This is a genomic window from Actinosynnema sp. NPDC059335, from assembly GCF_042752395.1.
GTDB lineage: Bacteria > Actinomycetota > Actinomycetes > Mycobacteriales > Pseudonocardiaceae > Actinosynnema.
On sequence record NZ_JBHYXZ010000117.1, the window covers coordinates 1 to 18,906 of the forward strand.

Sequence of the window (18,906 nt, forward strand, 5' to 3'; positions counted from 1 at the left end):
GATCCGACGAGGATCCCCGCCCCCCTCATTTTCCCGGTGGGCGCACGCACCGTGCGGCCGGCGACACGGGACGTGAACGCCAGCGGTTCCCGCAGGGGAAAACCACCTCGGGCGGAGCGCGACGATGCGGGACGCCCCGCGCGGCCACCGGGAAGGGACCCGGGCGCGCGGGACGCCCCGCGTCGGGTCAGATGTCGTCCAGCACCGGCTCGAAGGCCAGTTCGGCCGCGCCGACGAGCTTCGCGTCGCGGCCCAGCGGCGAGGAGACGATGCGGGTGCCGCCGACCGCCCGGGACACCAGCGAGCGCTTCTGCACGCTGTGCCGCAGCTGGTCCACCAGCGACTCCGGCAGGGCGGTGAACAGGTCGCCCAGCACCACCAGCTCCGGCCCGAGCATGTTCACCACGGTGATCAGGCCCATGGCGAGCCACTCGGTGAACTCCCCCAGCCGGTGCGCGACGCTGTCCGGCGACCCGGCCAGCGACCGCAGCTCCGCCACCACGGTGCCGCGCGGCGCGTCCTCGGGCAGCGCCAGGGCCCGGCACAGGGCCGCCTCGCCCACCTCGGTCTCCCAGCAGCCGTGGCAGCCGCAGTAGCAGCGCCGGCCGCCGGGGCGGACCACCATGTGCCCCAGCTCGCCGACGTAGCCGCCGGTGCCGCGCAGCGGGCGGCCGCTGGAGATGACGCCGCCGCCGATGCCGACGTCGGCGGAGATGTAGACCATGTCGGACGCGCCGCGGGCCGCGCCGCGCACGTGTTCGGCCAGGGCGCCCAGCTCGGCGTCGTTGCCGACCTGGACGGGGACCTTGAGCACCGACGACAGCCGGTCGCCCAGCGCGACGTCGGTCCAGTGCAGGTTGGGCGCCTCGTGCACGAGCCCGTCGGAGCGGCGCACCACGCCGGGCACGGAGACGCCCACCCCGACCGCGCTGACGTCCAGCTCGTCGGCCAGGAGCTTGGCCGAGTCGGCGATGTGCGTGATCACCTCGCCGGGGTCGCGGGTGCGGTGGTGCAGGTTCCACGAGTCCCGGCCGAGGATGTCGCCGCCGAGCCCCACCATGGCCATCGCCACCTGCTCCACGCGGATGTCGATGGCCATGACGACGGCCGCCTGCGGCTGCGGCAGCACCAGCAGCGACGGGCGGCCGGCGCCGGAGCGCTGCGCCGGCACCCGTTCGGCCACCACGCCGGATTCGGCCAGGCCGTCCACCAGGGCTTTGATCGTGCTGCGGTTGAGGCCCAGCTCAGCCGCGAGCGACGCCCTGGTGGAGGGCCCGTCGACGTGCAGTCGGCGCAGCAGCGCCGTCCTGTTGTGCCTGCGTACCTCGTCGGGTCGGGCTCCCGCGGTGGGTGTGCTCACGTCAGCGGGCGGCGGTTGCCGCCCGGCGGCGGGACAGCGCGTCGACGCTCGCGGCCAGCAGCAGCACCAGGCCCGTCACGATGAACACCACGGCGGCGGGCTGGTTGAGCAGGCCCATGCCGTTCTGGATGATCGCGAGCACCGCGCCGCCGATCACCGCGTCGCGCAGCTTGCCCTTGCCGCCGAACAGCGACGTGCCGCCGATGACCGCCGCGCCGACCGCCATCAGCAGCGTGTTGCCGCCACCGGCGTTCGGGTCGACCGAGCCGACCTTCGACGAGTAGATGATCGCGCCGACGGCCGCCAGGGAGGAGGCGATCACGAACACGCTCATCCGGATCTGCGCGACGTTGATGCCGGCGCGCCGGGCCGCTTCCTTGTTGCCGCCCACCGCGTACACGTGCCGGCCGTAGCTGGTGCGTTCGAGCACGAACGTGCCGATGACCAGCAGCAGGAGCACGATCGGCACCACGAACGGCACGCCGGTGATGACCACGAGGCTGCTCTGGGACCGGTTGAGCGTCAGCGCGTAGGTGGCCACGGCGGCCAGCACCACGACCACGCCGACCTTGACCAGCACCATCGGGGTGGGCAGCGCGACCAGGCCCTTGCGCAGCCGGCTGAAGTGGCGGCTCAGCACGACGGCGGCGTAACCGCCGGCGGCGACGACGAACAGCGCCCAGGAGCCCGCGGTGCTGAGGTTGCCGTTGGCCACGCTGAAGATCACGTCGTCGCGCAGGCCGAGCGTGCCGCCCTGGCCGATGAGCTGGAGGATCACGCCGCCCCACGCCAGGAACAGCGCGAGGGTCACGACGAACGACGGGATGCCCACGCGGGCGACCAGGAAGCCGGTGATGCAGCCGATCGCGGTGCCGACGCACACGGCGAGCAGCATCTCGACCCACGGGTTGGCCGGCACGCCGATCAGCGCGATGGCCAGCGCCACGACGGACAGCGCGGCGCCCGCCCAGATCCGCATCAGCGCGGCGAGCACGGCCGCCAGCGCCAGCAGGGCGCAGAACAGGTAGAACACGGTGTCGCCCATGCCGCCGAGCAGGTTGCCGCCCTTGATCAGGTGCAGCGCCATGACCGAGGCGCACACGCCGGACGCGGTGCCGGCGGACAGGTCGATCTCGCCCAGGAGCAGCACGAACACCAGGCCCATGGCGATGGTGACGATGCTCGCGCCCTGCTGGAGCAGGTTGGCGATGTTGCCCAGGGTCAGGAAGCTGTCGGCCAGCGAGCTGAACACGATCAGCAGCACGACGACGCCGAGCAGCGCGGGCAGGGAGCCGAGTTCGCCGCCGCGCAGGCGGGCGACGTAGTCGCGCACCGCTTCGCCGGTGGACTGGGAGGTGGTGTCGATGCCGAAGTCGGAGATCGCGCCCTGCGGTGTGTCCGGGGCGGTCTCGCTGGTGGTGTTGGTCATGCTGCGTTCCTCGTCGTGGGGAGCTCTACGCGGGCATCAATCCGGGCGGGCATCAGATGGTCGCGTTCTCGGGTCGGGCGATGCCCAGGTCGCCGGAGCGGCCCGCGGTGATCAGCTCGACGACCTGGCCGTGGGTGACGTCCTTGGTGTTGACCTCGGCCGCCATCCGGCCCAGGTACAGGCAGGCGATGCGGTCCGCGACCTCGAACACGTCGTTCATGTTGTGGCTGATCAGCACGACGCCCAGGCCCTGCTCGGCGAGCCGGCGCACCAGGTCGAGCACCTGGCGGGTCTGCGCGACGCCGAGCGCCGCGGTCGGCTCGTCCAGCAGCACGACCTTGCTGTTCCACAGCACGGCCTTGGCGATCGCCACGGTCTGCCGCTGGCCGCCGGACAGCGACGCGACCTGCGTGCGCACCGACTTGACCGTGCGGACCGACAGCGAGGTCAGCGTCTTGCGGGCGGCCTGCTCCATGTCCGCCTCGTCGAGCATGCCGAACTTGCCGCGTTCCCGGCCCAGGAACATGTTCTGCACGATGTCGAGGTTGTCGCACAGCGCGAGGTCCTGGTAAACGACCTCGATGCCCAGCTGCGCGGCGTCACGGGGGCCGTGGATGTGCACTTCCTCGCCGTTGAACACGACCTGACCGGAGTCGGTCGGGTGGATGCCCGCGATGCACTTGACCAGCGTCGACTTGCCCGCGCCGTTGTCGCCGACCAGGGCGGTGACCTGGCCGGGGTACACGGCGAAGTCGATGTCGTGCAGGACGTGCACCGGACCGAAGCTCTTGTTGATGCCGCGCAGCTCGAGGATCGGCTCGCTCACTGGATTTCCTCTCCAACGATGGGCGTGCCGGAGCGGGGTGCGTCTCCCACACCCCGCCCCGGCACGAGCCTGGATTACTTGATGCCGAGCTCGGCGCAGACGGTGGCCAGGTCGCCGCCGCAGATCTCCGTCGCCTTGACGAAGCCCGCGTCCACGACGGTCTTGACCTTGTCCTTGGTGATCAGCTGCGCGGGCAGCAGGACCGACTTGACGTCGCGGTTGCCGGTGGTGTCCTTGGTGACGCCGGTGGCGAGCGCGTCGGCGGCCGCGGTGTCGTTCTTGGCCAGCGCCGCGGCCAGCTTGGCGGTCGCGTCGGCCTGCTCGTTGATCGGCTTGAACACGGTCATGAACTGGTCGCCGCGCAGGATGGCCTGCAGGCCCTCCGGGGTGGCGTCCTGGCCGGTGACCGGGACCTTGCCGTTGAGGCCGTACTTCTTCAGCACGGTGATGACCGCGCCGGCGAGGCCGTCGTTCGCGGCGACGACGCCGTCGACCTTCTGGCCGTTGCCGGTCAGGATCTGCTCGAAGGTGGTGCCGCCCTTCTGGTTGTCCCAGTTGTCGATCGGCTGGGACTGGACGAGCTTCAGGTCGCCCGACTCGTACTTCGGCTTCAGCACGTTCTGCTGGCCGTTGTAGAACAGCGTGGCGTTGTTGTCCGTCGGGGCGCCCTCGATCTCGATGATCTCGGCCGGCTTCTTGCCCGGCGCCAGCGCCTCCAGGCCCTGCACCAGGCCCTGGCCCTGCAGCTCGCCGACCTTCACGTTGTCGAACGAGACGTAGTACTTCGAGCTGCCGCCCAGGTTCAGCCGGTCGTAGTCGATGACCGGGATGCCCTGCGCCTCGGCCTTCTTCGCGACCGTCGCGCCGATCTCGCTGTTCGGCGTGGCGATGATCAGGACCTTGACGCCGGCGTTGATCATGCCGTCGGCCAGGGTGGAGAACTTCTGCACGTCGCCCTGGGCGTTCTGGATGTCCGCCTGGAGGCCCTCGGCCTCCAGCGCCTTCTTCAGCAGCGGCTTGTCGAAGCCTTCCCAGCGCGCGGAACTCGCGGTCTCGGGGAGGATGACGCCGACCTTCGCGCCGGACGAGCCGCTGTTCGTGTTGGTGTCCGAGGTGGTGCTCCCACCACCGGACGTGTTGGCGCCACATGCCGTCATGGCCACGGCCAGGCCGGTGCCAAGGGCGATGAGAGCGAGGCTCTTGCTGCGCATCCGCCATCCCTTTCACGCAGGAGCGTAAATGTTGTGGCGCACAACGTATGCCGTGACATGCGGTGACCGGAAGCACACTTGACCGGTAAAGTAGGCACGATGCGCTAACGACGAGGTAACCGAACGGACATACGGTTACGCCTAATGCAGTAGCAGGTTACGTCCGGTGACAACCGCGGTCACAACGAACATCACCAGGAGCGCAGCGTCGCGATCCGCTCTTCGAGCTGCTCGATGCTCGCCATCGCCGTCGGCGGGCCGCCGCAGTACTCCCGCAGCTGGTTGTGGATCTTGCCGTGCGGCTTCTTGGTGCGGTGGTGGTGCATGGCCACCAGGGTGTTCAGCTCCTTGCGCAGTTGCGCCAACCGCTCCTGCACGCTCGCCGTCCGCACGGGCGCGGGCGGCGGCGGGGCGGCGACCTGCCGCTTGCCCGCCTCGATGAGCTGCTTCTCCTGCCGCTGCCGCAGCAGCTCGCGCACCTGGTCGGGTTCGAGCAGGCCCGGCAGGCCCAGGTACTCCTGCTCCTCCTCGCTACCCGCGAACGCGGCCGTGCCGAACGACGAGCCGTCGTAGATCACCTGGTCCAGCTCGGCGGACGCGCCGAGCGAGGTGAACGCCCTCTCCTCCTCGCCCGGCTCGTCCTTGACCTGGTTGGCCTGGGACAGCAGCTCGTCGTCCCAGCCGTCCTTCTCCCGGTGCGGCTTGCCCAGCACGTGGTCGCGCTGCTGCTCCAGCTCGCTGGCCAGGCCCAGCAGGACCGGCACGCTGGGCAGGAACACGCTGGCCGTCTCGCCCTTGGCGCGGGCGCGCACGAACCGGCCGATGGCCTGGGCGAAGAACAGCGGCGTGGAGGCGCTGGTGGCGTACACGCCGACGGCCAGCCGCGGCACGTCCACGCCCTCGGACACCATCCGGACCGCGATCAGCCAGCGGTCGGTCGAGGCGGCGAACTCGGCGATCCGGCCGGACGCCTTCGGGTCGTCGGACAGCACCAGCGTCGCGTCGTGGCCCGTGGTGCGCTTCAGGATCTCGGCGTACGCCTTGGCCACGGTCTGGTCGGTGGCGATGACCAGGCCGCCCGCGTCCGGCATGCCGCCCTCGCGCAGCTGCGTCAGCCGCAGGTCGGCGGCCTTGAGCACGGACGGCATCCACTCGCCGGTCGGGTCCAGCGCGACCCGCCAGGCCCGCGCGGTCTGCTCCTGGGTCAGCGGCTCGCCGAGGCGGGCGGAGAACTCCTCGCCCGCGCTCGTGCGCCACTGCGCCTCGCCGGAGTAGGCCAGGAAGATCACCGGCCGGACCACGCCGTCGCGCAACGCGTCGGAGTAGCCGTAGGAGTGGTCGGCGCGGCTGCGCTGGACGCCGTCCGGGCCCGGCTCGTAGCTGACGAACGGGATCGGCGAGTCGTCCGACCGGAACGGCGTCCCGGTCAGGCACAGCCGCCGCACGGCGGGCGTGAACGCCTCGCGGATCGCGTCGCCCCACGACTTCGCGTCGCCGCCGTGGTGGACCTCGTCCAGCAGGACCAGCGTCTTGCGGTTCTCCGTGCGGACGCGGTGCAGCGTCGGGTGGGCGGCGACCTGGGCGTAGGTGAGCGCGACGCCGTGGTAGTCGCGGGAGGTCACCGCCATGGTGTTGCGGAAGTTCGAGTCGATCGCGATGCCCGCCTCGGCCGCCGCCTTCGCCCACTGGTGCTTCAGGTGCTCGGTGGGGGTGACGATCGTGACGGCCTCGATCGTGCGGTCGGCCAGCAGCTCGGCCGCGACCCGCAGGCCGAACGTGGTCTTGCCCGCGCCGGGCGTGGCGACGGCGAGGAAGTCCTTGGGCTTCGCGGCCAGGTACTTCGTCAGCGCGCGGCGCTGCCAGGCGCGGAGGGGACGGGTCGTGGCGACTTGCGGTTGCGACAACCTCGAACCCTTTCTGCGCTGATCAGCGGCGGTGCCGCGGTGCCGGTGCGGCGGTGGACACGCAAATGCCCTCGGTGCGGGCGACCGTCGAGGGCAGGCACAGCCTACCCGCTGCGGCGGCGGCGCACCGTCGCCGATGCCGCGAAATCACCCGCCATGCACCATGCTTGATGTTGCGATGGGCTCGCCTAGGGACGACAGGACGCGCAGCACGGGCCGCAAGGGGCCCCTGCGGCTGTTGGCGCGCACGTTGTCGAAGGCGTGGGACGGCAGCATCTTCTCCGAGGCGGCCGAGGCGGCGTTCTGGCAGGTCCTCTCCTTCCCGCCGCTGCTGCTGGGGCTGCTCGGCAGCCTCGGGTACCTCGGCGACTGGTTCGGGCCGGAGGTCGTCAGCGCGGTCAAGGACCGGATCATCTCGACCTGCCGCACGATCTTCAGCCAGGACGTGGTCAACGGGGTGATCGTGCCCACCGTCGACCAGATCCTCACCACCGGCAAGGGCGAGATCGTCTCGGTCGGCTTCCTGATCTCGCTGTGGGCGGGGTCGTCGGCGATGTCGTCGTTCGTGGACGCGATCACCGCGGCGCACGACCAGTACGGGGTGCGCAACGAGGTGTGGCAGCGGATCTTCGCGCTGCTGCTGTACCTGGCGAGCCTGGTGCTGCTGATCATCGGCCTGCCGGTGCTGGCGCTGGGGCCGGACCTGCTGCCCGGCCTGTTCCCGGGGTCGTGGCGGCCGACGATCGAGGCGTGGCTGAGCGGGTTCTACTACCCGGTGATCGCGGTGCTGCTGGTGCTGGCGCTGGCGACGCTCTACAAGCTGTCGCTGCCGAACAAGCTGCCGTGGCACCGGCTCGTGCCGGGGGCGGTGCTGGCGATGGCGGTGTTCCTGCTGTCGTCGGTCGGGCTGCGGCTCTACATCCAGTGGATCACGACCACCGGCTACACCTACGGCGCGTTGGCGACGCCGATCGCGTTCCTGCTGTTCGCGTACCTGATCGGGTTGGCGATCACGATCGGCGCGTACTTCAACAGCGCGATGCAGGAGATGTGGCCGGCGAAGATGACGCGGCGGCAGCGGCGGCGCTGGCAGCGGCTGGAGATCGAGCGGGCGGCCGAGCGGGTCAGGTCGGACGAGGAGCGGCAGTCCCGGTCGGGCGGCCCCGCGGAACCCCGGCCGCACACCGCGCCGTCGCCGGCGGACGCGAACCGCACGATGCCGTTGCCGGTGGAACGCCGGAAGCGGGACGCACCCGAGACCGTGCCGGTGGAGCGGCCGACGACCGGGGGCCCGCAGCCGGGCCCGAACGCGGGCGGGACCACGCCCGTCGAGCGGCGGGTGGTGCGGGAGACGCCGGTGCGCGGGCACGGGTCGGGCCCCGGCGGGTCGGGGCCGGGGCCGTCCTAGCGGGGGTCGGTCAGTCGCCGCCCTTGGGCAGGCTGTCGTAGATCTTCTTGCATTCCGGGCAGACGGGCGAGCCCGGCTTCGGCGACTTCGTCACCGGGAACACCTCGCCGCACAGCGCCACCACGTGCGTGCCCATCACCGCGCTCTCGGCGATCTTGGCCTTGCGCACGTAGTGGAACATCTTCGGCGTGTCGTCACCGGTGTGGTCCGTGCCTTCCGGCCGGGTCTCCACGTCGGGCAGAGTCTGCGTGCTCACGCGCCCAGCGTACCTGGGATGATGGCCCCTCGTGAGCACGCCGAGCGTCACCGAAGAGGTCCGATCCGCCCTGGCCGAGAACCGGCCGGTGGTCGCGTTGGAGAGCACGATCCTGTCCCACGGGCTACCGCCCGGCCGCAACCGCGAGGTCGCCGAACGGCTCGAAGGCGTGGTGCGCGCCGCGGGCGCGGTGCCGGCCACGATCGCCGTGCTCGGCGGCGTCCCCCGGATCGGGTTGACCCCCGCCGAGCTGGACCGCGTCTGCGACCCCGCCCACGACCTGGTGAAGCTGTCCCGCCGGGACCTGGGCGCGGCGTACGCGCTCAAGCGCGACGGCGCGACGACCGTGGCGAGCACGGCGGCGCTGGCGCACGCGGCGGGCATCGGGGTGTTCGCCACCGGCGGCCTGGGCGGGGTGCACCGGGGCGCGCGGGAGACCTGGGACGTGTCCGCCGACCTCGACGTGCTGGCCACGACGCCGGTGCTGGTGGTGTGCTCGGGCGTGAAGTCGATCCTGGACATGGGCGCGACGCTGGAGCTGCTGGAGACCCGCTCGGTGCCGGTGATCGGCTACCGCACAGACCGGTTCCCCGCGTTCTACCGCCGCGAGTCGGAGTTCGGCGTGCCGTGGCGGGTGGACACGCCCGCCGAGGCCGCCGCGGTGGTGGCCGCGCACCGGACCGCGCCCGGCGAGGCGGGCGTGCTGCTGGCGAACCCGATCCCGGCCGAGTTCGAGATGGACGCCGGGCTGCACGACCGGCTGCTCGCGGAGGGCCTGGAGCTGCTGCGCGAACGGGACGTGCACGGCAAGGAGGTCACGCCGGTGCTGCTGGAGCACTTCCACACGGCCAGCGGCGGCGTGAGCCTGGACGCGAACGAGGCGCTGGTGGTGTCGAACGCCTCCCTGGCCGCGGCGGTGGCCGTGGAGCTGGCGGCGTGACGGGGATCGTCGTCGTCGGCGACGCCGGGCTGGACGTGGTGGCCCGGCACTCCGGGCCGATCGTGCACGGCGGCGACTCGCGCGCGTCGGTGACCATCGAACCCGGCGGCGCGGGCGCGAACACGGCGGTGTGGCTGGCCGCGTGCGGCGCGTCGCCGGTGCTGGTGGCGCGGGTCGGCGCGGACTCCGCGGGCCGGCAGGTGCACGCCGAGCTGACCGCGGCCGGCGTCCGGTGCGCGTTCGCCGTGGACCCCGATGCGGCCACGTGCTGCGTGGTCGTGCTGGTGGACGACACGGGCCAGCGCAGCATGCTGCCCGACCGGGGCGCGAACGCCCGCTTCTCCCCCGGCGACCTGGACCGCGGCCTGCTGCGCGACGCCTCGCACCTGCACCTGTCCGGGTACGTGCTGCTGGACGCGTCGTCGCGGCCCGCGGGGCTCGCGGTGCTGCGGGCCGCGCGGGAGGCGGGGTTGACCACGTCGGTGGACCCGCAGTCGGCGGCGTTGATCTACGACGGGTTCCTGGACGACGTGCGCGGGGTGGACGTGCTGCTGCCCAACACCGAGGAGCTGGTCGCGCTCACCGGGTCCGCCGAGCCGGCGTCGGCCGCGGCGCTGCTGGACGTGGTCGGCGCGGTGGCGCTGACCTCCGGGGCGGACGGGGCGAGCTGGGTGGACCGGGGCGGCGTGGTGTCCGTGCCGGCCGAGGACGTCGAGTGCGTGGACTCCACCGGCGCGGGGGACGCGTTCGACGCCGGGCTGCTGGCGGCGTGGCTGTCCGGGGCGTCGCGGCGGGACGCGCTGCTCGGCGGGGTGCGCGCGGCGGCCCGGGCGGTGTCCGCCGTCGGCGCGCAGCCGGCGGGTCAGCCCTCGATGACGTGATGCCCGCGCGCCTCGAGGGCGCGGTGCTCCTTGACGAACCGGCTGGCCTTCTCCGCCTTGCGGGGAGGCCGGTCGTTCGCGATCAGCACGGCCATCCACGGCAGCGGGACGGACAGCACGATCAGCGCCAGCGCCAGCCACCAGGTCTGGTAGAAGACCATCGCCAGGACGAGGCACGGGATGCGCGCGCCCATCATGATCGCGTACTTGCGCTTGCGCGCGGCGTGCTGCTCCTCGTACGAGGGAGCCGCCTCGGTGATGAGCACCGGAGTGCCGTCGCGCTCGGGACTGGCCATGACTCCATACTCCCACCACGCGGACCGGACCGACACCTCCCGGTCCGCCAACTCACACGGGCGCGCGCCGGTGCCCGTGACCTTAGGATCCCGCTGTGGTCGCCCTTGATCGCCTGGTCGACGTGCTCGGCAGCCTCGGCACGCACCTGAGCTGCGCGCCGAGGGGGCGGGACGTCGAGCTGCGCGGGGTGGCGCTGCACGATCCGGCCGAGCAGACGCCCGCCGCGCCGGACGACGTGCTGCTCGGGTTGGGCGTGCCCACGCCCGCGGCGGCGGCGCGGCTGGTCGGCGGCACGCCGGCGGCGGCGGTCGTGCTGCACGGGGCCCCGCCGCTGGACGAACGGGTGGTCGCGGCGGCGAAGCGGTCCGGCGCGGCGGTGCTGCTGGTGGACCCGTCGGTGCCGTGGGGCCAGCTGGCGAACGTCGCGCAGACCCTGGTGCTGGGCGGGCAGGGGTCCGGTGACCTGTTCGCGGTGGCGGACGCGATCGCGGCGGTGGTCGGCGGCCCGGTGACGATCGAGGACCAGCAGTCGCGGGTGCTGGCGTACTCGTACCGGCAGCAGGACGTGGACCCGGTGCGGGTCCAGACGATCCTGGGGCGGCGGGTGCCCGAGGAGGCGCGGCAGGCGCTGGACGCCTACGGCGTGTTCACGCACCTGGCCCGGTCCGACGACCCGCTGTTCGTGCCGAAGCTGACCGACCGGCTGGGCGGGCGGCTGGTGGCGGCAGTGCGGGCGGGGCGCGAGCTGCTCGGCTCGGTGTGGGTCGAGGTGGACGACCCGGTCGACGCGGCGCGCGAGGACGCCCTGGTGGACGGCGCGCGGACGGCGGCGCTGCACCTGCTGCGGGCCCGCGCGTCGGCGGACCTGGAGCGCCAGGCCGAGGCGGACCTGGTGATCGAGGCGTTGGAGTCGGGGCTGCCCGCGAACCTGGCCCGGCTGGGGCTGCCGTCGTCCGACCTGCGGGTGATCGCGGTGCAGGCGCACGCCGGCGAGGGCGAGCACGGGGCGGCGCTGCTCGCGTTCTCCCGGGCGACGGCGGGGTTCGGCTGGTCGCGGCCGGGGCGGTCGGCGTTGTTCGGCAACGTGCTCTACACCGTGCTGCCGTGCGGGGAGGACCCGGCGGCGGCGGTGGAGTGGGTGCGGGCGCTGGGGCGGGAGCTGCCGGCGGAGGCCGTGGTGCAGGCCGGGATCGGGGGTCGGGCGGACGCCGCGTCGCTGCCCGCATCGCGCGGCGAGGCCGACGAGTGCCTGGCGCTGTCCGGCGGCGAGCCCGTGGTGTACGACGGGGCGTGGGCGAAGGTGCTGCTGCGGCGGTTGGCGGGCGTGGCGGAGGCCGGGCGGCTCCCGTCGCGCGGACCGGTGGCGGACCTCGTGCGGCACGACGCCCGGCACGGCACGCAGTACGCGGTGACGTTGCGGGCGTGGTTGGCGGCGCAGGGCGACGCGCGGGAGGCCGCGCGGGCGCTGTCGGTGCACCCGAACACGTTGCGGTACCGGATGCAGCGCATGGCGGCGGTGACGTCGCTGGAGCTGGACGACCCGGAGCAGCGGCTGGCGCTGGCGATCGCGCTGGCGATCACGCCGCCGGCCTGACCGTCCGGGCCTCCCGGCGGCCCGCGCGGTCCGCCGCGGCCGTGGGATCCGCCGTCACCTCGTGCTGGTCCGGACCGTGGCCGTCCACTCGGCCGCACCGCCCGGACCGCGGTCGCCGAGCGCGATCAGCGCGCAGGCGCGCCCCTGGTCGAGCAGCGACTGCGTGATCGTGGTGAGCCCTTCCCGCAGGGCGTCCGGCCCGTCGTCCCAGCCGGCCACGGCGACGTCCGCCGGCACGCGGAGCCCGCGCCGCCGGGCCGCGTCGAGCACGGCGAACGCCAGTTGGTCGCTCATCGCCACCACCGCGTCCGTGTCGCACGCGTCGAGCAGCAGGTCGGCCAGGGCGGCGGCCTCCTCGCGGTCGTTGCGGGCCACGACGGCCACGGGCAGGCCGGCCGGGTCGCGGCCGACGTCCCGGCAGTGGTCGTACACGCCCTGGAGGCGGTCGCGGGTGACCGGGAACGCGACCCGCGCGGCGTCCGGTCCCGTCTCCAGCCGCGGCCGGCGGTCCCGGTCGAAGGGGAACGCGAGGACGCTCGGGCGGCGCGCGCCGGGGAACGTGCGGGCGGCCAGCTCCCGGGCCGACGCGCGGTTGTCGATGCCGACCACCTCCGCGCCGCCGACCGCCGGACCGCCGTGCACCGCGACCGGTTTGCCGAGGCCGCCCACCACGTCGAGCACCGGGTCGGTGTCGACGGTCGTCCAGACGATGTAGCCGTCGACCGACGCCGACCGCACCCGTTCGACGTCCTGCTCCTCCCCGGTGGTCGGGATGAGGTTGAGCCCGATCCCGCGTTCCCGGCAGACCTCGGCGACCCCCGTCAGGAACCGGCGGGCCTGGGGGTCCTCGAACGCGTACGCGAGGTGTTCGCCGAGCACCACGCCGATCGCGCCGGTGCGGCGGCGGCGCAGGGAGCGCGCGGTCGGGTCCGGTCCCCGGTAGCCGAGCGCGGCGGCGACCTCGCGGACCCGGCGCAACGTGTCCGGCGCGACCCGGTCCGGCTGGTTGTAGCAGTACGACACGGTCATCGGCGAGACGCCGCTGCGCCGCGCCACCTCCGCCATGGTGACGCGCGGCGCGCCGGCGCTGGACATGGGCACAGCTTATCTGTGTATCGTTACACAATGCGGATGGTCTCCCGGACCGGTGTGGCGCTGACCGCGTTGAGCACCGCCTGCTTCGTCTCCGTGACGTCGGAGAACCTGCCCGTGGCGCTGCTGCCGCAGCTGACGGCCGGTTTCGGCGTGTCGGAGTCGGCGGTGGGGCTGCTCATGACGGGGTACGCGGTGGTCGTCGCGGTCTCGGTGGTGCCGCTGGTCGCCGCGACGGCGGGCTGGGACCGCCGCACCACCGCGCTGGGCGCCGTGGCCGCGGTCGTGGCGTCCAACCTGCTGCTGGCCGTCGCGCCCGGTTACGGGGTCGCGGTGGCCGCCCGGCTGGTCGCGGCCGTGGGGCACGGCGTGTTCTGGTCGGTCGTCGCGCCGATGGCCGCGCGCCTGGTCGGGTCCGGGCGGTCCGGCCGCGCCACGGCGGTGGTGTTCGCCGGGAACTCGCTGGCCTTCCTGGTGGGGCTGCCGCTCGGCTCGTGGCTCGGCACGACGCTCGGCTGGCGGCTGACCGTGCTGCTCATGGCGGTCGTCGCGGCGCTGTCGGCGGTGGCGATCCGGCTCACGGTCGACCCGATGCCGGCGGACGGCCCGGCGCGACGCCGGTCGCCGGTCCGGGAGGTGCTGTCCGACCGGTCCCTGATCCCGGTGAACGTGGTGACGCTGGTCGTGGTGACGGGCCACTTCGCGGCGTTCACCTACATCACGGCGATCATCGCCGACTACGCGCACCTGACCGGTTCGGCGACGTCGGCCCTGCTCCTCGCCTACGGCGCGCTGGGCCTGGTCGGGCTGGTGCTGATCGGGCGGCACGTCGACCGCCGGCCGCTGGCCACGGCGCTCGCGGTCACCGGCGGGCTCGGCGCGTGCCTGCTCGTGCCGCTCGTCGCGGGTCCGGGCGTCCTGGCCGGCGGGGCCGTCGTGCTGTGGGCCGCGCCGGCGGGCGGGCTGGCCGTGGTGCTCCAGGCCGCGGTCCTGCGCGCGGCGACCGACCGGCCGGACCTCGCGTCGGCGGTGTACGTCGTGGCGTTCCAGGTCGGCATCGCCCTGGGCGCGTGGGCCGGGGGCGTCTTCCTCGACCGGGGCGCGCTGCCCGCCGCCCTGGCCACGGCCGTGGTGTGCGGCCTGGTCGCCGCCGTCGTGGCCGGCCGTTCCGCCGCGTTCAACCGCGTGCCCGCCGACCACCTCCGGTGACACCGCGCCCGACCGCTCCCCCGCACCCGCCGACCGGGGCCTCGGGTTCCACCGGTGTGCCGGGCCGTTCCGCCCCGCGCCCCCGGTGCCCAGCGACCGCCCCGCCGTAGGGCCGCGTGTCGCCGACAGCCGCCGCCTGCCCCGCGACCGGCCGACCACTGAGCCCTGCGCCCGCCGACCGGGCCTCCGCGGCCGCGCGTCGGGTGGGGTCGGCCCGGCGGAGGCCGGTGGGGCGCGAGACCATGACCGGGTGCTCCCTGATCTTTCTCCCGACCTGACCGCACGGCTGCGCGAGGCGTTCCGCGCCGCCGACTACGACGCGGACGGGGTGGTCGACGCGCTCGGGCCGCAGGCCCACGCCGCCCTGAGCCGGGGCGAGCCCGAGGCCGCCCGGCGCGCCACCCGCGACGCCGGCGCGCTCGGCACCCTGGTCCGGCTGTTCCTGCTCGGCGACACCGAGCCCGAGGCGGCCGTCCGCGCGGCGCTGCCCGACGTGGACCTGGACACCGCCGTCAAGGCGGAGGTCCTGCGCGGCGACGGGGACGGGCTGCGGGCGGGGCTGGACATCCGGCCCTACGGCGACGACGAGGGCTCCTGGTGGGTCGTCGCCGACCAGGACGCCGACCAGCGCGGCGGCCCCGTGCCCGCCGACCACGTGCTGGGCGTCGGCCACGCGTCCATCAGCCTGGCCCGCGCCACCTCGCGCCGCCCGGTCGGCACGCTGCTCGACCTGGGCACGGGTTGCGGCGTCCAGGCCCTGCACGCGAGCCGGCACGCCGACCGCATCACCGCCACCGACCTGTCCGAACGCGCGCTCGCCCTGGCCGCGGGCACGTTCCGGCTCAACGAGCTGGACGTGGAGCTGCGGCGGGGCGAGTGGTTCGGCCCGCTGCGCGGCCGCCGGTTCGACCAGGTCGTGTGCAACCCGCCGTTCGTCGTGGGGCCGCCGCGCGTCGACTACGTCTACCGGGACTCGGGCCTGGCCGGCGACGACGCGAGCGCCCTGGTCGTGCGCCAGATGCCGGCCTTCCTGAACGAGGGCGGCGTGGGCCAGCTGCTGGCGTCGTGGCTGCACCGCCGCGGCGAGGACTGGGCCGACCGGGTCACGTCCTGGCTGCCGCGCGGCGGCGTGGACGCGTGGTTCGTGCAGCGCGACGTCGCCGACCCCGCCCTCTACGTCGGCACGTGGCTGCGCGACGCGGGCGTGGACCCGCGCGGCGCCGAGGGCCGGGCCAAGGCGTCGGCCTGGCTGGACTGGTTCGCCGAGAACGACGTGGAGGGCGTCGGCTTCGGGTTCGTCACGCTCCGGCGCACCGACACCGAGCACGCCGAGGTGGTGTGCGAGGACCTCCGCCACGCCTTCGACGACCCGCTGGGCCCGGAGTCCGCCGCCTGGCTCGACCGGGTGGCCTGGCTGCGCGCCACCGACAACGACCAGCTGCTGGCCACCCGGTTCACCGTGCCGGACGGCGTGCTGCTGGAGGAGGTGTCCGCGCCCGCCGAGGAGGGCTGGGAGGCGGTCGTGCGCCGCCTGCACCGCACCGACGGCCCCGGCTGGCAGCACGAGCTGGACGAGACCGCGGCCCGGCTGCTGGCCGGTTTCCGGGGCGCGCTGCCGCTGTCCGACCTGGTCACGCTGCTCGCCTACGCCCAGGACCTGGACGCCGACGCGCTCGCCGCGGCCGCGCTGCCGGTGGTCCGCGAGCTGGTCCGGCACGGCATGGTGGTGCCGGCGTGAGAGCGGTGGTGGCCCGCGTCACCGAGGCGTCGGTGACCGTGGACGGCGAGGTGGTCGGCGCGATCGACGAGCCGGGTCTGCTGGTGCTGCTGGGCGTGCACGTGGACGACGACGCCGACAAGGCGCGCGTCATGGCCCGGAAGCTGCACGAGTTGCGCATCCTGCGGGACGAGGAGTCGTGCGCCACGACCGGCGCGCCCCTCTTGGTTGTGAGCCAGTTCACACTCTACGGCGAGACGCGGAAGGGGCGGCGGCCGTCGTGGACCGCCGCCGCCCGGCCCGCGCACGCCGAGCCGTTGGTCGAGGAGGTGGTGTCGGAACTGCGCCGGAAGGGCGCGCGAGTACAAACCGGACGGTTCGGCGCGATGATGTCCGTCCGGAGTGCGAACGACGGTCCGTTCACCGTGTTGGTCGAACTCTAGATCCTTCTCAGGCAATCCTCAGGATTCCCCGCGCAACCGCTGTGACGGCAGTGACGTCTTGAGGTCGTGGGAAGCGGGAACCATTTCGGCACGGTTCGCGTTTCCACCAGTGTCAGACACCGAAAGGTGAGCCGCGCAGCGCAGCGCGGAGCGTGCGACACGACCGCACTGCCAGCCCGCGACACAAGGGGGAGGGAGCTCCATGACCGTCCCGAAGGTCCTCGACCGTCAGGTCGGGAACGAGACGACCACGAGCGCCGAGTTGGACCTCGACGCCCAGGGACCGGCCGCAGACCTGGTTCGGGTGTACCTGAACGGGATCGGCAAGACAGCCCTGCTGACGGCGGCCGACGAAGTGGAACTCGCCAAGCGGATCGAGGCGGGCGTCTTCGCGCAGCACAAGCTCGAGACCCATCCCGAGCTGCCGGAGGAGCGTCGGCGGGAACTGCGCGCGCTGATCCGCGACGGCCACGTCGCAAAGAACCACCTTCTCGAAGCGAATCTCCGGCTGGTCGTTTCCCTGGCGAAGCGATACACCGGGCGCGGAATGCCGCTGCTGGATCTGATCCAGGAAGGCAACCTGGGCTTGATCCGCGCGGTGGAGAAGTTCGACTACACCAAGGGCTTCAAGTTCTCGACCTACGCGACCTGGTGGATCCGCCAGGCGATCACCCGGGGAATGGCGGACCAGGGCCGCACGATCCGGCTGCCCGTCCACCTGGTGGAGCAGGTCAACAAGCTCGCCCGGATCAAGCGCGACCTGCACCAGCAGCTCGGCCGCGAGGCGACCAACGAGGAGCTGGCCAAGGAGTCGGGCCTGTCGCCGGAGAAGGTGGTCGACCTGCTCGACCACGCCCGCGACCCGGTGAGCCTGGACATGCCGGTCGGCACCGAGGAGGACGCCCCGCTGGGCGACTTCATCGAGGACTCCGACGCCACGGACGCCGAGAGCGCGGTCATCTCCGGCCTGCTCCAGGACGACCTGCGCCGGGTGCTGGCCACGCTGGACCCGCGCGAGCAGGCCGTGATCCGGCTGCGCTACGGCCTGGAGGACGGCCAGCCGCGCACCCTGGACCAGATCGGCAAGCAGTTCGGCCTGTCCCGGGAACGGGTCCGGCAGATCGAGCGCGAGGTCATGTCGAAGCTGCGGCAGGGCGAGCGGGCGGCCAAGCTGCGCGCCTACGCGAGCTGACGCGGCGCGAACTGACGCGATACAGCGGGAACGTCACCGCGGTGCGGGATTGACTTGTGACGCCGGTCACGGCACGGTCGTGCGTTGAGCCACGCGACACCTCCGCCCCATTCCGCGGGGGTGTCGCACGCCGAGGAAGGTCGGGGCGGTCGGGGGCCGGCCCGGCCTTCCGCGTCCCGCCTACAGGCCCAGGTACTCCGCGAGCTTCTCGCGGAAGAACCGCACGTGCGCCTCGCGCTCCTCGCCCGCGTACCCGCGCGGCACGCCCTCCACGATCATCACCAGGCACAGGTACGCCCGGTAGAGCGCGATCCGGGTCTCCTCGGCCGCGGTGAACCCCTCGACGCCGTAGCCCGCCAGGTAGTCCGCGTCCAGGTCGGTGAACAGCGCCACCGTCGCGATCTCGGCCAACGGGTCGCCGAACAGCGCCCGCTCCGGGTCGATGATCCCCTCGACGTGGCCGTCGGCGAGGAAGATGTTCGCCTCCCACAGGTCGAAGTGCACCAGCACGGGCTCGGTGACCTCGTCCAGCAGGTCCGCGCGGGCGTCGAACGCGGCCCGGACCCCGGCCGGCAGCTCCACGCCGAACCGCCCGGCGTCGGCCAGCACCGCGTCCACCATCGCCGTGAACGCCTCGCGCCACGTCGCCCCGTTCGGGCCCTGGACGTAACCGAAGACCTCGCCCCGGATGCGGTGCAGCTCCCGCGCGATCGCGCCCAGCTCGCGCCGCAGCGCGCCGTGCTCCGCGTCGCTCAACCGCGCCCGCGCCGACGACCACGGCTGGCCCCGCAACGCGGTCATCAGCAGCAGGCCGTCCTCGTGCAGCAGCACCTCCGGCACGGGCAGCCCGCGCGCGGCCATCAGCTCGAACGCCAACGCCTCCGTGCGCATCAGGTCCCGTTCGTAGGTGAGCAGCGGCACGTCCGGCGGCGGCGCGACCTTCAGCACGGTCTCGCGGCCGTCCGCCGCGGTGAGCCGGTAGGCGGTGTTGAACATGCCCTCGGTCAGCTCGACGTGCGCGACGAGCGGGACCCCGAGGGCGCGGCGGACGAGGGCGTCGAGTTCGGCTTCGGCGAGCCGGCGCTTGGTGAGGCTGTCGACCACGACGCGAATCACATCACGCCGCCGGGACGCGGGGGCGCGATCG

17 protein-coding genes are annotated in these 18,906 nt (G+C 73.4%); 8 read left to right on the plus strand and 9 right to left on the minus strand.

What is annotated here, in order from left to right; genetic code table 11:
- Positions 1-187: 187 nt before the first annotated feature.
- The 5 genes from ACFXGA_RS29100 to ACFXGA_RS29120 all read right to left on the minus strand — a co-directional run bounded on the left by ACFXGA_RS29100 (position 188) and on the right by ACFXGA_RS29120 (position 6,730).
- Positions 188-1,360 (minus strand): ROK family protein, encoded by a 1,173-nt coding sequence (locus tag ACFXGA_RS29100; RefSeq protein WP_378093271.1) that lies wholly within the window; start codon positions 1,358-1,360, stop codon positions 188-190.
- Between the two features lies 1 nt (position 1,361).
- Positions 1,362-2,789 carry a sugar ABC transporter permease gene (locus ACFXGA_RS29105; protein WP_378093273.1) on the minus strand — a complete coding sequence of 476 codons (1,428 nt, stop codon included), beginning with the start codon at positions 2,787-2,789 and terminating at the stop codon, positions 1,362-1,364.
- A gap of 52 nt (positions 2,790-2,841) precedes the next feature.
- On the minus strand, positions 2,842-3,615 hold the full coding sequence (locus ACFXGA_RS29110) for an ATP-binding cassette domain-containing protein (RefSeq protein WP_378093275.1): 774 nt from the start codon (positions 3,613-3,615) through the stop codon (positions 2,842-2,844).
- Positions 3,616-3,689: 74 nt separating this feature from the next.
- Positions 3,690-4,826 carry a sugar ABC transporter substrate-binding protein gene (locus tag ACFXGA_RS29115; RefSeq protein ID WP_378093277.1) on the minus strand — a complete coding sequence of 379 codons (1,137 nt, stop codon included), beginning with the start codon at positions 4,824-4,826 and terminating at the stop codon, positions 3,690-3,692.
- 191 nt (positions 4,827-5,017) lie between these two features.
- Positions 5,018-6,730 carry a DEAD/DEAH box helicase gene (locus ACFXGA_RS29120; RefSeq protein WP_378093279.1) on the minus strand — a complete coding sequence of 571 codons (1,713 nt, stop codon included), beginning with the start codon at positions 6,728-6,730 and terminating at the stop codon, positions 5,018-5,020.
- A gap of 163 nt (positions 6,731-6,893) precedes the next feature.
- Between ACFXGA_RS29120 and ACFXGA_RS29125 the strand changes: the two genes are divergently transcribed.
- Positions 6,894-8,138, plus strand: coding sequence for a YhjD/YihY/BrkB family envelope integrity protein (locus ACFXGA_RS29125; protein WP_378093281.1), 1,245 nt, complete (start codon positions 6,894-6,896; stop codon positions 8,136-8,138).
- A gap of 10 nt (positions 8,139-8,148) precedes the next feature.
- Here the strand turns inward: ACFXGA_RS29125 and ACFXGA_RS29130 are convergent, their stop codons facing one another.
- The gene (locus tag ACFXGA_RS29130; RefSeq protein ID WP_378093284.1) at positions 8,149-8,394 is read right to left on the minus strand and encodes a DUF3039 domain-containing protein; all 246 of its coding nucleotides are present in this window, start codon (positions 8,392-8,394) and stop codon (positions 8,149-8,151) included.
- A 31-nt stretch (positions 8,395-8,425) separates the two neighbouring features.
- Between ACFXGA_RS29130 and ACFXGA_RS29135 the strand changes: the two genes are divergently transcribed.
- Both ACFXGA_RS29135 and ACFXGA_RS29140 read left to right on the plus strand, forming a co-directional pair.
- On the plus strand, positions 8,426-9,334 hold the full coding sequence (locus tag ACFXGA_RS29135; RefSeq protein WP_378093286.1) for a pseudouridine-5'-phosphate glycosidase: 909 nt from the start codon (positions 8,426-8,428) through the stop codon (positions 9,332-9,334).
- Positions 9,331-10,215: a carbohydrate kinase family protein gene (locus ACFXGA_RS29140; protein WP_378093288.1), complete on the plus strand. Its 885-nt coding sequence runs from the start codon at positions 9,331-9,333 to the stop codon at positions 10,213-10,215. Before ACFXGA_RS29135 ends, ACFXGA_RS29140 begins: the two co-directional genes overlap by 4 nt.
- Here the strand turns inward: ACFXGA_RS29140 and ACFXGA_RS29145 are convergent.
- Positions 10,197-10,511 carry a DUF3099 domain-containing protein gene (locus tag ACFXGA_RS29145; RefSeq protein WP_378093290.1) on the minus strand — a complete coding sequence of 105 codons (315 nt, stop codon included), beginning with the start codon at positions 10,509-10,511 and terminating at the stop codon, positions 10,197-10,199. The genes ACFXGA_RS29140 and ACFXGA_RS29145 overlap by 19 nt on opposite strands.
- Before the next feature lie 95 nt (positions 10,512-10,606).
- On the opposite strand from ACFXGA_RS29145, the gene ACFXGA_RS29150 reads away from it, so the two are divergent.
- On the plus strand, positions 10,607-12,106 hold the full coding sequence (locus ACFXGA_RS29150) for a PucR family transcriptional regulator (protein WP_378093292.1): 1,500 nt from the start codon (positions 10,607-10,609) through the stop codon (positions 12,104-12,106).
- Between the two features lie 54 nt (positions 12,107-12,160).
- Here the strand turns inward: ACFXGA_RS29150 and ACFXGA_RS29155 are convergent, their stop codons facing one another.
- Complete coding sequence (locus ACFXGA_RS29155) at positions 12,161-13,201, minus strand: LacI family DNA-binding transcriptional regulator (protein ID WP_378093294.1); 1,041 nt, start codon at positions 13,199-13,201, stop codon at positions 12,161-12,163.
- Between the two features lie 30 nt (positions 13,202-13,231).
- Between ACFXGA_RS29155 and ACFXGA_RS29160 the strand changes: the two genes are divergently transcribed.
- From ACFXGA_RS29160 to ACFXGA_RS29175, 4 genes are all read left to right on the plus strand, one after another.
- On the plus strand, positions 13,232-14,407 hold the full coding sequence (locus ACFXGA_RS29160; RefSeq protein WP_378093296.1) for an MFS transporter: 1,176 nt from the start codon (positions 13,232-13,234) through the stop codon (positions 14,405-14,407).
- Between the two features lie 250 nt (positions 14,408-14,657).
- The gene (locus tag ACFXGA_RS29165; RefSeq protein ID WP_378093298.1) at positions 14,658-16,145 is read left to right on the plus strand and encodes a methyltransferase; all 1,488 of its coding nucleotides are present in this window, start codon (positions 14,658-14,660) and stop codon (positions 16,143-16,145) included.
- On the plus strand, positions 16,142-16,567 hold the full coding sequence (gene dtd / locus ACFXGA_RS29170) for a D-aminoacyl-tRNA deacylase (protein ID WP_378093300.1): 426 nt from the start codon (positions 16,142-16,144) through the stop codon (positions 16,565-16,567). Before ACFXGA_RS29165 ends, dtd begins: the two co-directional genes overlap by 4 nt.
- Before the next feature lie 202 nt (positions 16,568-16,769).
- Positions 16,770-17,759, plus strand: coding sequence for a sigma-70 family RNA polymerase sigma factor (locus ACFXGA_RS29175; RefSeq protein ID WP_378093302.1), 990 nt, complete (start codon positions 16,770-16,772; stop codon positions 17,757-17,759).
- Between the two features lie 180 nt (positions 17,760-17,939).
- Here the strand turns inward: ACFXGA_RS29175 and ACFXGA_RS29180 are convergent, their stop codons facing one another.
- Entirely contained in the window at positions 17,940-18,863 is a 924-nt protein-coding gene (locus ACFXGA_RS29180) for a phosphotransferase family protein (RefSeq protein ID WP_378093304.1), read from the minus strand.
- Positions 18,864-18,906 lie beyond the last annotated feature (43 nt).